This is a genomic window from Pseudomonas sp. LP_7_YM (genome assembly GCF_004364435.1).
In the GTDB taxonomy this organism is placed as follows: Bacteria; Pseudomonadota; Gammaproteobacteria; order Pseudomonadales; family Pseudomonadaceae; genus Aquipseudomonas.
The window spans coordinates 40,601-54,058 of sequence record NZ_SOCT01000015.1 but is presented as its reverse complement, the minus strand read 5'-3'; the positions used below and the strand labels follow the sequence as shown (position 1 = coordinate 54,058).

At 59.2% G+C, this 13,458-nt stretch carries 12 protein-coding genes; 8 read left to right on the top strand and 4 right to left on the bottom strand.

Going from position 1 to position 13,458, the window contains the following annotated elements:
- Positions 1-186 precede the first annotated feature (186 nt).
- Positions 187-1,428, top strand: coding sequence for an OprD family porin (locus EC915_RS22665; protein ID WP_133752742.1), 1,242 nt, complete (start codon positions 187-189; stop codon positions 1,426-1,428).
- A gap of 292 nt (positions 1,429-1,720) precedes the next feature.
- Here the strand turns inward: EC915_RS22665 and EC915_RS22660 are convergent, their stop codons facing one another.
- Together EC915_RS22660 and EC915_RS22655 are read right to left on the bottom strand one after the other, a co-directional pair.
- On the bottom strand, positions 1,721-2,065 hold the full coding sequence (locus EC915_RS22660) for a cupin domain-containing protein (protein WP_133752741.1): 345 nt from the start codon (positions 2,063-2,065) through the stop codon (positions 1,721-1,723).
- 63 nt (positions 2,066-2,128) lie between these two features.
- Positions 2,129-3,052: a LysR substrate-binding domain-containing protein gene (locus EC915_RS22655; RefSeq protein WP_133752740.1), complete on the bottom strand. Its 924-nt coding sequence runs from the start codon at positions 3,050-3,052 to the stop codon at positions 2,129-2,131.
- A gap of 184 nt (positions 3,053-3,236) precedes the next feature.
- Between EC915_RS22655 and EC915_RS22650 the strand changes: the two genes are divergently transcribed.
- Positions 3,237-4,001, top strand: coding sequence for a sulfite exporter TauE/SafE family protein (locus EC915_RS22650; protein WP_133752739.1), 765 nt, complete (start codon positions 3,237-3,239; stop codon positions 3,999-4,001).
- 53 nt (positions 4,002-4,054) lie between these two features.
- On the opposite strand, the gene EC915_RS22645 is transcribed toward EC915_RS22650, so the two are convergent.
- Positions 4,055-4,933 (bottom strand): LysR family transcriptional regulator, encoded by an 879-nt coding sequence (locus EC915_RS22645; RefSeq protein ID WP_133752738.1) that lies wholly within the window; start codon positions 4,931-4,933, stop codon positions 4,055-4,057.
- Between the two features lie 138 nt (positions 4,934-5,071).
- Here EC915_RS22645 and EC915_RS22640 point away from each other — a divergent pair, with 138 nt between their 5' ends.
- Together EC915_RS22640 and ggt are read left to right on the top strand one after the other, a co-directional pair.
- Positions 5,072-5,977: a DMT family transporter gene (locus EC915_RS22640; protein ID WP_133752769.1), complete on the top strand. Its 906-nt coding sequence runs from the start codon at positions 5,072-5,074 to the stop codon at positions 5,975-5,977.
- Positions 5,978-6,126: 149 nt separating this feature from the next.
- Positions 6,127-7,794, top strand: coding sequence for a gamma-glutamyltransferase (gene ggt / locus EC915_RS22635; RefSeq protein WP_133752737.1), 1,668 nt, complete (start codon positions 6,127-6,129; stop codon positions 7,792-7,794).
- Positions 7,795-7,975: 181 nt separating this feature from the next.
- On the opposite strand, the gene EC915_RS22630 is transcribed toward ggt, so the two are convergent.
- Positions 7,976-9,559 carry a peptide chain release factor 3 gene (locus EC915_RS22630; RefSeq protein ID WP_133752736.1) on the bottom strand — a complete coding sequence of 528 codons (1,584 nt, stop codon included), beginning with the start codon at positions 9,557-9,559 and terminating at the stop codon, positions 7,976-7,978.
- Between the two features lie 333 nt (positions 9,560-9,892).
- Between EC915_RS22630 and EC915_RS22620 the strand changes: the two genes are divergently transcribed.
- From EC915_RS22620 to EC915_RS22605, 4 genes are read left to right on the top strand one after another with little or no spacing between them, the layout of a single operon-like run.
- A complete protein-coding gene (locus EC915_RS22620) occupies positions 9,893-10,606 on the top strand; it encodes an ABC transporter permease (RefSeq protein WP_133752735.1) in 714 nt (237 codons plus the stop codon).
- A 27-nt stretch (positions 10,607-10,633) separates the two neighbouring features.
- Complete coding sequence (locus EC915_RS22615) at positions 10,634-11,590, top strand: glycine betaine ABC transporter substrate-binding protein (RefSeq protein ID WP_133752734.1); 957 nt, start codon at positions 10,634-10,636, stop codon at positions 11,588-11,590.
- The gene (locus tag EC915_RS22610; RefSeq protein WP_133752733.1) at positions 11,587-12,240 is read left to right on the top strand and encodes an ABC transporter permease; all 654 of its coding nucleotides are present in this window, start codon (positions 11,587-11,589) and stop codon (positions 12,238-12,240) included. The genes EC915_RS22615 and EC915_RS22610 overlap by 4 nt, the downstream gene beginning before the upstream one ends.
- Positions 12,237-13,403 carry a betaine/proline/choline family ABC transporter ATP-binding protein gene (locus EC915_RS22605; protein WP_133752732.1) on the top strand — a complete coding sequence of 389 codons (1,167 nt, stop codon included), beginning with the start codon at positions 12,237-12,239 and terminating at the stop codon, positions 13,401-13,403. Before EC915_RS22610 ends, EC915_RS22605 begins: the two co-directional genes overlap by 4 nt.
- Positions 13,404-13,458: the final 55 nt, after the last annotated feature.

Genomic DNA, 13,458 nt, shown 5'->3' with positions numbered 1-13,458 from the left:
AACGAGATCACGGCCGCGTGCTGCCTGCTCGTCGGCGGCTGCGTGGGTTCACCTTTTTATCGCATGCCCCTAACAAAAACGTATCGCGAGCTGTATCGGCGAAAAGCTGCATTTGAACACTGCCCAATAACCGGGACTGTCGCCCAATGAAGGCGGCAGCCTGCGATCTCACCCAGGAGCAGCAGTATGAACGTGAACACACTCACCGTATTTGCATGGGCGGTTGCCGCCGGTGTCGTACCCACCGCGTTTGCCGATCAGCAATCTGAGGCGACAGGGTTTGTTGAAGGCTCGAAGCTGAAGATCAAGGCCCGTAACATGTACATGAACCGCGACAACCGTGCCGAGTCAGCGACCCAGAGCTATGGAGAGGAATGGGCACAGGGTTTCATCGGCACGTATGAGTCGGGTTTTACCCAAGGCACCGTCGGCTTTGGGCTTGATGCAATCGGCCTGCTGGGTCTCAAGCTCGATACTGGGGGTGGCCGTACCGGCGGTGGTACTGGCCTATTGGAACAGGACCATGATGGCGCTAAGGACAGCCAGTCGACCTTGGGCGCCGCTGTGAAAATGCGTGTATCCAACACCGTATTGAAGTTTGGTGATCAGATCGTCAACAACCCGGTATTCGCCACTTCCGACAGCCGACTGTTGCCGGAAACGGCGCAAGGCCTGTTGATCACCAGCAGCGAGATTGCGGGTCTCAAACTGCAGGGCGGGCACTTTACCGCGCTGAAAAATCGCAACCAGAGCTCCCACGACAGCGCGCGCCTGACCAGCATTGATTTTGGCGGCGGCTCTTACACATTCACCGACAACCTGCTGGCAAGCCTGTACTACTCGGACGTCGAGGACTACTGGCGCAAGTACTACGGCAGTCTGACCTGGGGCGTTCCTCTGAGCGGCAAAGATGGACTGAAGTTGGACTTCAATCTATACGACACCAAAAGTGTGGGTGAAAAGCTGGGTGGGGAGCTGAACAACCGGATCTGGAGCCTGACGGCTGCCTACACCTTTGGCGCTCACACGGTATTGGTTGGTCGCCAGCAGGTCAGCGGCACCGGCGATTACAAATACGGCGTTGATGGCAACAGTACCGTTTTCGTCGGTAACTCGATCCAGTATTCGGACTTTAACTACGCCGACGAAAAATCCTGGCAGGCACGTTACGATCTGAATATGGCGCCCTATGGCGTTCCGGGTCTGGGCTTCATGGCGCGCTACGTCAAAGGCACCGACTTCGACACCGCCACCACCAAAAACGGCAAGGCCTGGGAGCGCAACATCGAAGCCAGATATGTGGTGCAGTCCGGTCAGGCAAAAGACCTGAGCTTTCGTCTGCGACATGCCAGTTATCGCAGCGCCGATCGTGGCGGTGAAATCGATGAAGTGCGCCTGATCGCCGAGTATCCATTCAACATTCTTTAACCCACAACCTGCCCGGAAAAGCGCCTGAGCCTGCTCTCATCACGGGATCAGGCGTGGGGCCCGCGACCGGATTCGGTCGCGGTGTTGTCACGGTCCTGCGGTCCAGTATCACCAGGCATCGACTCTGCACGATGGCAGCCTGAAGAACCTGATTTCGTCGTGAGTCCGGCGCCGCCAATTCCTGGGTACCGACATAAATGCCTTCTCACGGATAAATTCGTCGCTACAGAAAAGCCACATTGCTGCCCGCTCCAGGGGAGAGCCATTGAGCTCGGCGCCAGGCGGTTAACCATCAAGCAAACACGAAGTACTTACGGACGGTTTCCAACACCTCCCACGTGCCTTTCATGCCCGGCTCGACGATAAATTTATCACCGGCCTTCAAGTGAATGGGCTCCTGGCCTTCAGGGGTGATGATGCAATAGCCTTCCTGGAAATCGCAGTATTCCCATTTAACGTATTCGACCAACCATTTGCCCGGCGTGCAGATCCAGGTGCCCATGATCTTTTGACCGTCGGCGCTTGTGTAGGCGTTGAGGTTGACCGTGTGCGGGTCGCCGCCGATACGCTCCCATTTGCAGGCGTCGACGACAGGCAGTGGCGTGGTGTCGCGAAGAACGGTGATCGGGTTGTTCATGACAGCTCCAGAGATCGATGGCGATAGTTAACGCTCGCACACCTTAAGGGCGGCTGCTTGGCGTCAGTTATCTGGGCTCGACATTGGGGTGTCCAGAAACGCGGTTTGTGCGCGCAGATGACGCACCAACACCTTGGCGTATTGGGGCAGTGTGTCGAAGTCCACAGCACACAAAAGCAGCGTCCGGTCGGCCCAGCTGTCGCTCAGTCGCGCTCGTTTCAATCGCCCGGCGTGGTTGAACCGTTCAACTGCCGCCATCGGCACCACGCCTAGCCCGGCGCCACCTGACACCATGCGCAAGACGCCGTCAAAACTTTCCGCCCGCAAGCGGGTTTTGATTCGTCGGCCCAGATGCAGCGCCTGCTCTTCCAGGTAAATGGCCATCGCGCTGTTCATGCCAAGGCCGATGAATTCGTGGTCCAGCGTCTGGCTGAAACGCAGGCTGGTGTGCCCGGCCAGCGGGTGATCGGTCGGCATGATCAAGGTCAGCGGATCGGCGCAGAAGGGCAGGGTCTGTAGGTGGCCGGTCTCCACTGCGTTGGAAATAATGCCCAGGTCTGCCGTACCGTGGCGCACGGCATGCAGGATGCGCAGGCTGGGGTGTTCTTCCAGATGGATATCGATGTTCGGATGGCCGACCAGGAATTCGGCCAGACGCTCGGGCAGGTATTCGCTCAATGCCGAGGTATTGCCCAGCAGGCGTACCTGACCCTTGAAGCCTTGAGCGTAATCGGTGAGGTCCGCTTGCAGGCGTTGAACCTGTTGCAGAATCAGCCGTGCATGTTGCGCCATGGCCTTGCCCGCTGCGGTTGGAGTGACGCCACGTCGGCCGCGATCGAGCAGCGTCATTCCCAGTGACGTTTCCAGCCCGCGAATCCGGGCACTGGCAGACGCTAGCGAAAGATAACTGCGAGCGGCACCGGCCGTGATGTTGCCGGCTTCGGTTACGTTGAGGAAAAGCTTCAGGTCGATCAGGTCGAAGTGCATGGCTGCTCGCTTAATGCGTTCCCGGAATGACTGACTGCACGATGAACCCTCGTGGGAGCGAGCTTGTTCGTTCCCACTGGCAACGGATTCAGCTGATTTTCATCGTTCTGGCTATGTGCAGGCCGAAGGCAGGCTCAATATATCGCAGATTTTCCGTCACGCCGATCCGGGTCAGCATAGGCCCATGACAACCTTCTTTTCGCTGTATCAAACCATCGGATGGCACCTGACTGTGCTGGTCCTGTTTGCCTTTCTGCTGGCCGGAACGGTGAAGGGCGTGATCGGTATGGGCCTGCCTACCATTGCCATGGGCCTGCTGGGCGTGGCTATGTTGCCGACGCAGGCTGCAGCGCTGCTGCTGATTCCATCGACGGTGACCAACTTCTGGCAACTGGCTGCCGGTGGGCATCTGCGCACGGTGTGCAAACGGCTGTGGCCGCTGCTCGCAATGATCGCCATAGGCACCGGGATTGGCTCCTGCATGCTCGGCATGGGGAGTGCGCATGGCATGGGCCGGGCATTGGGTGCTGCGCTCTTTGTCTATGCGCTGTGTGGACTGTTTCTGCCGACGCTCAAGGTGCCGCCTTGCGCGGAAACCTGGTTGGGGCCTTTGTGCGGTTTGATTACCGGGCTGATCACTTCGGCGACCGGGGTTTTCGTGATTCCGGCTGTACCGTATATCCAGGGGTTGGGCCTGGACCGCAACCAACTGGTGCAGGCGCTGGGAATGTCGTTCACCGTTTCCAGCCTGACCTTGGGCGTAGGGCTGTTTTGCAATGGCGCGCTGGGCGAGGCCGAAATGGGTGCCTCATTGCTGGCGGTTATCCCGGCCTTGCTGGGCATGCTGATCGGCCAGTGGTTGCGTCAGCGTATCAGCGCGCCGGTATTCAAACGGCTGTTCTTTATCGGCTTGGCGCTGCTTGGCCTTCACCTGTTGAACGGGGGCTGACAGCACAAGACAAATGCGCTCCCACAGCCCCCATGTTTAATTAGCCAGCGCGCTCATGTCGTCCGAGCGCTATCGAACTCGGCCTTCAACATGTCTACGAATGCCTCCCGCGCCGGATGGTGTTCGGCGTGTTCGTGCCAGTAAAACAAGTTGTCGATGGAGGTCAGCTCCGGGAATTCATAGCCGACCCAACCCGAACCCTTGTGATACTGCTCGAACACACCCTTGGGCACCAGCGACACGCCCGCACCCGCACTGACGCAGCCGACGATCGTGCCATAGCTGGCAATGCTGATGATCGGCTGGCTCTGGCCGTTGCTCAGCAGCCAGCGCTCCAGTGCGGCGCGGTACGGACAGCCTTCGGGCCACATGAAAATCGATTTGCCTTGCAGGTCTGCGGCGCTGCGTATCGGCCCAAGCGATTGGGCTGCGATCAGCACCAGGTCTTCACGGTACATCGAGGTTCGTTTGAGTTTCGGGCGTTTGACATCAATGGCCACAATCGCGCCGTCGAGCTTGTGATTCAGCGTCGCGTCGAGCAGCTGCGGACCGGTGCCGGTGGTCAGTTCCAGCGAAACATCCGGATAGCGCGCATGAAAGCGCGCAAGCAGCCTGGGCAAGCGCGAGGTTGCCGAGGATTCGATGGCGCCGATGCGCAACGGCCCGGATGGCGTGGCATCGGGATGCACCGCGCGCCTGGCTTCCTCGGCCAGGCCAAGCATGCGTCCTGCATACGTCAGAAAGATTTCCCCTGCCGGGCTGATCCTCAAACCACGCCCGTGACGGAAAAACAGCTCGACCTGCAATTCGGCTTCCAACGACTTGATTCGGGCCGTGATGTTCGACGGTACGCAATGCAATACTTCGGCCGCACGGGCAATGCTGCCAGTGTCGGCCACGGTCTTGAACATGCGGATCTGGGCCAGTTCCATGCGTCACCAAAAGTGAATGATTGAGTCAGTATTGTTCGGTTGTGGTGAGCATAGTTTGTTTCGATACTCACGGCCAAGGGTGCAGGCAAAGGTCTGCCGACGGGGGTGGGAATGAGCGTGGCGAACGATCCGGTCCGGATGGGCATTGAGGCACAGGACACCAGGCTGCGTTGGCAGGGCATCAAAGTCGCGTTGGCGACGTTCTTTGTAATCGCCTGCTGGGGCTTCTCACCCACCGGTATTCGCATCGGGCTGCAGGGCTACGACCCGACTCATCTGGCGCTGCTGCGCTTTCTCATCGCGTCGGTGTTCATGGCGCTGATCGCATCCTCCATGCGCATTTCGCTGCCGCGTCTGAAGGATCTGCCCCTGCTGGCGGTGCTCGGTTTCTTCGCGGTCACTTTGCACCACATTGCGCTTAATTTCGGCCAGGCTGGTGTCAGCGCTGGGGCGTCCAGCGTGCTGATTCAGTCGATGCCGCTGTTCAGTGCATTGCTCGCGCATTTCGTATTCAGCGAACGTGTCAGCGCCTGGCGCTGGACATGCGTGGCGTGGGGGTTGATCGGGGTGGCGATCGTCATTACAGGGGATCGCGGTTTAGGCCACATCGATGCCCGAGGGCTGCTGGTGTTGCTCGCTGCCTTCTCGTGGAGCGTGTACTTCTCTTTGCAAAAGCGCTACAGCCACCGCTATGACGGGCTGACCATGGTCTGTTACACCATCTGGGCGGGTACGTTCTTTCTATTGATCTACCTGCCGGGGCTGATAGGCGAAGTGGTCAATGCGCCGTTGCGGGTCAATATCGCCGTGGGCGTGCTGGGCTTCTTTCCCAGTGCGCTGGCTTATCTGGCATGGGCGTATGTGCTCAAACACATGGAGGTCAGTCGTGCCTCCATGAGCCTGTACCTGACCCCGCCGATGGCGATTGTTATTGCTTCGGTGCTGTTGGGGGAGATGCCGTCACAGTGGGTGATCGCAGGTTCCTTGGTGGTGCTGAGCAGCGTGCTGGCGTTGAATCTGCGACGTGAGCGAGCAGCGCCGTGATTGTCAGGCGAGTGTGCAGATAGACAGCGGGCGGTCATTTGCCTTTGTAGGAAGTTTCATCATTAATGAGGCCCTGGACCGTTAGCCTTGTCAGCACTCAGACAGCCAGCCAATAACAAGTTGTTGCATCAGCCCACAAAGGAAGCCCTATGCGAGTCGTGACACTCAAGACCCTCGCCTTGGCGGTGATATTCGCCGCCAGTTCCCCGGTGTATGCCGTCGCACTCGAAGGCGGCGCTGTTGCAGCCCCCGATCAGTATGGCGCAGAAGTCGCTGCGCAGATCCTGAAAAAGGGTGGCAATGCGGTCGACGCAGCCGTCGCCACTGCCTTCACCCTAGCAGTCACGTACCCCGAGGCGGGCAACATCGGTGGCGGCGGCTTCATGACCCTGTTCATGCACGGCAAGCCGTATTTTCTCGACTATCGCGAGACAGCGCCCAAGGCCGCCAGCCGCACTATGTATCTGGACGACAAGGGCGAGGTGGTGCCCGGCATGAGCCTGGTTGGCGCCCGTGCTTCTGGCGTGCCCGGCACCGTTATGGGCCTTTGGGAGGCTCATCGCAAGTTCGGCAAACTGCCGTGGGCGCAGTTGCTGACGCCAGCCATCGGCTACGCGCGAAACGGTTTCAAGGTGGCCGACAAGCAATACATGTACGGCGAAGCAGCGATCAAACAGCTCAACGGCAAGACCAACTTCAGCGACTACTTTGGCAACCTGAAAGCCGGTGAAACCTTCCGCCAGCCGGAGCTGGCCAAGACTCTGCAGCGCATTGCCGACAGGGGCGCCAGCGAGTTCTATCAGGGTCAGACGGCTGACCTGTTGGTGGCGCAGATGCAGCACGATAGCGGGCTGATCACCAAACAGGACCTGGCCGATTACAAGGCTGTGTGGCGCAAACCGCTGCACGTCAATTTCAACGGCAACACCCTGTACACCGCGCCACTGCCCAGCTCTGGCGGCGTCGCCCTGGCGCAGTTGATGGGCATCAAGGAGCAGTTGGGCGATGACTTCAAGGGCGTCGCGCTGAACTCGGCGCGCTACATCCACCTGTTGGCAGAGATCGAAAAACGCGTGTTCGCTGATCGGGCCAACTATTTGGGCGATCCCGATTTCTCACAGGCACCGGTGAATCAACTGACCGACCACGTCTATCTCGCCGGGCGCGCGCATGAGGTCAATCCAACTGCGATATCCCCGACTGAAAACGTCAAGGCCGGTCTTGAGTCGCACCAGACCACGCACTTCTCCATCGTTGATTCAAAGGGCAATGCAGTCAGCAATACCTACACGCTGAACTGGGATTACGGCAGTGGTGTAGTGGTCAAGGGCGCGGGCTTTTTGATGAACGACGAGATGGACGACTTCAGCGCCAAGCCGGGTGTGGCCAATGCCTTTGGCGTGGTCGGTGGGGATGCCAACGCCATCGAGCCGGGCAAGCGCATGTTGTCGTCAATGAGTCCGAGCCTGGTAACGCGCGATGGTGAAGTGACGCTGGTGTTGGGCACGCCGGGTGGCTCGCGGATTTTCACCACCGTGTTTCAGGTGCTGAACGACCTCTATGACTTCCATATGCCGCTCAAGGAAGCGGTGGCGGCAGGGCGGGTTCATCATCAGTTGTTGCCCAAAGACACGATCTATACCGAGAAATTTGCGCCACTGCCGGCAGCCGTCGCCGATGAATTGAAAGCCATGGGCTACACGCTCAAGGATCAGGGTTGGTCGATGGGCAATGTGCAGGCGATCAGCATCAACGGCACCAAGGTCGAAACCGCGTCCGACCCACGTGGGCGGGGAGTGGGGATGGTAGTGAAGTGAGGAGTGGGCACTTGTAGGCGTGAGCTTGCTCGCGATTGCGGCGATGATCGTTCCCACGCTCTGCGTGGGAACGCATCCCGTGACGCTCCGCGTCCGCTATGAATGACGCGCAGCGTCATGAGCGGCATTCCCACGCGGAGCATGGGAACCATCAGCGCTTGGCCATGAACTTCACGGGTCCTTAATGGTGCTCACGCGTTGCGCGGAATTTCACGTCCGGCCAGCGCTCTTCCATCAACGCCAGGTTGACCCGGGTTGGCGCCAGGTAGGTGAGGTGACCGCCGCCATCCACGGCCAGGTTTTCCACCGCCTTGTTCTCGAATTCCTCCAACTTCTTCTTGTCGCTGCAATCGATCCAGCGCGCGGAATACACGGTGATCGGCTCGTAGGAACATTCCACTTTGTATTCTTCCTTCAGGCGGCTGGCGACGACGTCGAACTGCAGCACACCGACGGCGCCAAGAATGATGTCGTTGCTGCGCGTCGGGAAGAACACCTGGGTGGCGCCTTCTTCGGCCAGCTGTTGCAGGCCCTGACGCAGCTGTTTGGATTTCAGCGGATCGCGCAAACGCACCCGGCGGAACAGTTCCGGGGCGAAGTGCGGGATGCCGGTGAAACCCAGCGCTTCGCCTTCGCTGAAGGTGTCGCCGATCTGGATTGTGCCGTGGTTGTGCAGGCCGATGATGTCGCCGGCGTAGGCTTCTTCCAGCTGTTCACGCTCACTGGAGAAGAACGTCAGCGCGTCGCCGATGCGTACGTCCTTGCCGGTGCGCACGTGGCGCATTTTCATGCCCTTGTCGTACTTGCCCGAACAGATGCGCATGAAGGCAATGCGGTCGCGGTGTTTGGGGTCCATGTTTGCCTGAATCTTGAACACGAAGCCGCTGAACTTCTCTTCGATCGGCTCGACCGTGCGCTCGTTGGCGACACGCGCCAGCGGTTTCGGCGCCCAATCGACGACCGCATCGAGTACGTGATCGACGCCGAAGTTACCCAGCGCGGTTCCAAAGAACACCGGGGTCAGTTGACCGTCGAGGAATTCCTGTTGATTGAATTCATGACAGGCGCCTTGCACCAGCTCCAGTTGCTCGACGAAGCGATCGTATTCATCACCCAAGTGGGCGCGGGCTTCGTCGGAGTCCAGCTTCTCGATGATTTTCACATCGGTGCGCTCATGCCCGTGCCCTGCGGTGTAGACGATGATGTAGTCGTCAGCCAGGTGGTACACGCCCTTGAAGTCGCGATAGCAACCGATCGGCCAGGTGATTGGCGCGGCCTTGATCTTCAGGACCGCTTCGATCTCGTCAAGTAGCTCGATCGGGTCACGGATGTCGCGGTCCAGCTTGTTGATGAAACTGACGATCGGCGTGTCGCGCAGGCGGCAGACGTCCATCAGGGCGATGGTCCGTGGCTCGACGCCCTTACCGCCATCGAGCACCATCAGCGCCGAGTCCACTGCGGTCAGGGTGCGATAGGTGTCTTCGGAGAAGTCTTCGTGGCCCGGGGTGTCGAGCAGGTTGATCATGTGTTCGCGATACGGGAATTGCATGACCGAGGTGGTGATGGAAATACCACGCTGCTTTTCCATCTCCATCCAGTCGGAGGTGGCATGACGGTCGGATTTGCGCGACTTCACGGTACCGGCGATGGCAATGGCCTTGCCCATCAGCAGGAGCTTTTCGGTGATGGTGGTCTTGCCGGCATCGGGGTGAGAAATAATGGCGAAAGTGCGGCGTTTCGCGACTTCGGCAGCCTGTCTGGTCATGGGAAATCGCCCGAGAGGTGATTCAAAAAAAGGGCGGCGATTATAGCCCAAACCAAAGCAATATCCGAACCGTTCAGTCAATCAAGGGTGGCCAAATAGCATCCCACGTGGGAACCTTTGCGGTTCTGGAGACGTCCATTCCTGGCTGCACACGTAGCCAAGGATCGCAAAATCAGCAAGTTAGCTTGACGAAGCTGCGCTCATGGCTTGTGTTTTCGCCGAGGTTAAACCCTTTCCGGCGACCCACCCGCTGCTCTTCGCGAACGTTCACAGGCTGCCTGCAAAGGCCAGTCCCGGTGAAACGCGTTCGCCGACTGAATAAGGAGTCCGCCCGTGGCAAATCGCTATGGCAAGGGGCTATTGGGAGGTGTGATTGTCATCGCGCTTCTGGCCCTGCTGGTCCAATGGATCGGCATCGACACACTCAGGCAGTATCAGGATGATCTGCTGTTTTATCTGCAAGCGCATGTGCTGCTTGTGCTGGCATCGATGCTGGCGGCACTGGTAGTCGGAATCCCGACTGGCATTGCGCTTAGCCGACCGAACATGGTTGGCCGCGCCGAACGCTTCATGCAGATCTTCAACATCGGTAACACCGTTCCTCCTCTTGCAGTTCTGGCCATTGCCCTGGGTGTTCTGGGTATTGGCAGCGGACCTGCCATCTTCGCGTTGTTCCTCGCCTCTCTGTTGCCCATCGTGCGCAACACCTACGAAGGCCTGAAAAACGTTCAGGGCTCACTCAAGGAAGCTGCCACCGGCATCGGCATGACACCGCGTCAGGTGCTGTTGCGTGTCGAGCTGCCCAATGCCGTGCCGATCATCGTTGGCGGCGTGCGAGTCGCGCTGGCGATCAACGTCGGTACCGCGCCGCTTGCCTTCCTGATCGGTGCCAACAGCCTTGGCAGCCTGATCTTCCCTGGTATCGCCCTGAACAATCAGCCACAGCTTGTGCTCGGTGCCGCATGCACTGCGTTGCTGGCCCTGTTGCTCGATGGCGCCGTGACCCTGGCAAGTCGTATCTGGCTGGAACGTGGCCTGGCTCGATAACCGGCCGCGCTGATGAAAGGAATATGAATGAAGAAGTTATGCACATTGATCGTGGGCGCTGGCCTGCTGCTGGCAGGATTCGTCCAGGCGGCCGAAATGCCCGTCTTGCGCATTGGCGCACGGGTCTTTACCGAACAGACCATCCTCGCTGAACTGACCGCGCAATATCTGCGCGACAAGGGCTATCAGGTCCAGATCACCGGTGGGCTGGGCAGTAACCTGGCGCGCAGTGCGCAGGAGTCTGGCCAACTTGACATGCTCTGGGAATACACCGGTGTCTCGCTGGTGGCCTACAACCATGTCGACGAAAAACTCGACAGCGAGCAGACCTACCAGCGGGTCAAGGAACTCGACGCGAAAAAGGGCCTGGTCTGGCTCTCGCCATCGAAGTTCAACAATACCTACGCCCTGGCACTGCCGGACAAGATCGCGCAGCAGTATCCGCAGATCAACAACGTTTCCGAACTGACAACCTTGCTCAAGGATGAGGCCAAGGAGGGTCATATCGTCGCGCTCGACACTGAATTCGCCAACCGTTCCGACGGACTGGTGGGCATGGTCAAGCACTACGACATGAACCTGAGCCGTAAAAACACTCGTCAGATGGACGCCGGGCTGGTCTATACCGCGCTGCACAACGGGCAGGTCTTTGCCGGGCTGGTGTACACCACCGACGGGCGCCTCAATGCCTTCAAGCTCAAGGTCCTGGCCGACGACAAACACTATTTCCCGGACTACACCGCAGCGCCAGTGATCCGCAAGGAGTACCTGGACAATCACCCGCAACTGGCCGAGCAGCTCAAGCCGCTGGCCGCGCTGCTGGATGATCAGACGATGATCGCGCTGAACGCCCGCGTCGACGTCGATCATGAAAATCCTACCGTGGTGGCGGCAGATTTCCTGCGCAGCCATCCGATCAATCCTTCCGCGCAAAGTGTGCCGATCAAGCAGACGCCAGCGGAAAAACAGGAGGAGAAACCATGAGCTTCTGGAGCGCTTTCTCCCATCTTGACTGGAACCAGGTGTTTCACCTGACCCTGCAACACATCACGTTGGTTGGCATCGCGGTTTCGCTGGCGATTCTGGTGGGTGTGCCGCTGGGCGTGCTCATGACCCGCTTTCCCACCCTTGCCGGTCCTCTGCAAGCCAGTGCCACGGTGCTGCTGACCATCCCGTCGATTGCTTTGTTCGGCCTGCTGCTGCCGTTCTATTCCAGGTTTGGGCAGGGCTTGGGTCCGATGCCTGCCATCACCGCTGTGTTTCTGTACTCCTTGTTGCCGATCATGCGTAACACCTACCTGGCACTGACCGGTGTCGAGCCTGGCATCCGCGAAGCCGCCAGGGGCATTGGCATGACCTTCGGCCAGCGTCTGCGCATGGTCGAATTGCCAATCGCCGTGCCGGTGATCCTCGCTGGTGTACGCACGGCCGTGGTCATGAATATCGGCGTCATGACCATTGCTGCGACCATCGGTGCCGGTGGTCTTGGCGTACTCATCCTCGCTTCCATCAGCCGCAGCGACATGTCGATGCTGATCGTCGGCGCCGTACTGGTCAGCATTCTGGCCATCTTCGCTGACCTGCTTCTGCAATGGCTGCAACGCTCGCTGACTCCAAAAGGATTGCTCAAATGATCGAACTTCAAAACCTCACCAAGACTTTCCAAAGCAACGGCAAAGAAGTGAAGGCCGTCGATTCAGTGAGCCTGACCGTCAACGAGGGCGAGATCTGCGTTTTCCTGGGTCCGTCCGGTTGCGGCAAGAGCACGACACTGAAAATGATCAACCGCCTGATCATGCCGACCTCGGGCAAGGTGCTGATCAACGGTGAAGACACCACCGGCCTTGATGAAGTGACCCTGCGCCGTAACATTGGTTATGTGATCCAGCAGATCGGCCTGTTCCCTAACATGACCATCGAAGAAAATATCGTGGTTGTGCCCAAGCTGCTCGGCTGGGACAAACAGAAGTGCCACGACCGCGCTCGCGAGTTGATGAGCATGATCAAGCTCGAGCCCAAGCAATATCTGCATCGTTATCCGCGCGAATTATCCGGTGGCCAGCAGCAGCGCATCGGCGTGATCCGTGCGCTGGCAGCCGATGCCCCCTTGCTGTTGATGGACGAGCCATTCGGCGCCGTGGACCCGATCAACCGCGAGATGATCCAGAACGAATTCTTCGAAATGCAGCGTGCGCTGAACAAGACCGTGATCATGGTCAGCCACGACATCGACGAAGCCATCAAGCTGGGCGACAAGATCGCTATTTTCCGCGCTGGCAAACTGCTGCAGATCGACCACCCGGACACGCTGCTGGCGCACCCGGCAGACGACTTCGTCAGTAACTTTGTCGGCCAGGACAGCACCCTCAAACGCTTGTTGCTGGTCAAGGCCGAAGACGCCGCTGACAACGCGCCGTCCGTTAGTCCGGAAACCCCGGTGGCCGACGCGCTGGAAATCATGGATGAAAACGACCGCCGCTACGTCGTTGTCACCGATGGCAGCAACAAGGCCATGGGCTACGTCCGCCGCCGCGACCTGCACCGCCAGAGCGGCACCTGCGAGCAATACCTGCGGCCGTTCAACGCCACTGCGGCCTACGACGAACACCTGCGCATCCTGCTGTCGCGCATGTACGAATTCAACCGCGCCTGGCTGCCGGTGCTGGATGCGGAGAACGTGTTCCTGGGCGAGGTGACTCAAGAGTCGATTGCTGCGTACCTGAGTTCGGGGCAGTCGCGTGGGAAGAAGACCAGCATTGTTTCGCCAGCTGAGGTGGCGGAGCAGGCGGCTGGCTGAGGCGTGTGATTCTGGCCGTAGGAGCCTTGCCTGCAGGCGATCTGGCGCGACGCGG

Excerpts from the sequence above, each read along its gene's own strand:
- EC915_RS22665 (WP_133752742.1), top strand. The coding sequence starts at position 187 with ATGAACGTGAACACACTCACCGTATTTGCATGGGCGGTTGCCGCCGGT.
- EC915_RS22650 (WP_133752739.1), top strand. The coding sequence starts at position 3,237 with ATGACAACCTTCTTTTCGCTGTATCAAACCATCGGATGGCACCTGACT.
- EC915_RS22610 (WP_133752733.1), top strand. The coding sequence starts at position 11,587 with ATGAGCTTCTGGAGCGCTTTCTCCCATCTTGACTGGAACCAGGTGTTT.
- EC915_RS22660 (WP_133752741.1), bottom strand. The coding sequence starts at position 2,065 with ATGAACAACCCGATCACCGTTCTTCGCGACACCACGCCACTGCCTGTC.
- EC915_RS22615 (WP_133752734.1), top strand. The coding sequence starts at position 10,634 with ATGAAGAAGTTATGCACATTGATCGTGGGCGCTGGCCTGCTGCTGGCA.
- ggt (WP_133752737.1), top strand. The coding sequence starts at position 6,127 with ATGCGAGTCGTGACACTCAAGACCCTCGCCTTGGCGGTGATATTCGCC.
- EC915_RS22605 (WP_133752732.1), top strand. The coding sequence starts at position 12,237 with ATGATCGAACTTCAAAACCTCACCAAGACTTTCCAAAGCAACGGCAAA.
- EC915_RS22655 (WP_133752740.1), bottom strand. The coding sequence starts at position 3,052 with ATGCACTTCGACCTGATCGACCTGAAGCTTTTCCTCAACGTAACCGAA.
- EC915_RS22645 (WP_133752738.1), bottom strand. The coding sequence starts at position 4,933 with ATGGAACTGGCCCAGATCCGCATGTTCAAGACCGTGGCCGACACTGGC.
- EC915_RS22640 (WP_133752769.1), top strand. The coding sequence starts at position 5,072 with ATGGGCATTGAGGCACAGGACACCAGGCTGCGTTGGCAGGGCATCAAA.
- EC915_RS22630 (WP_133752736.1), bottom strand. The coding sequence starts at position 9,559 with ATGACCAGACAGGCTGCCGAAGTCGCGAAACGCCGCACTTTCGCCATT.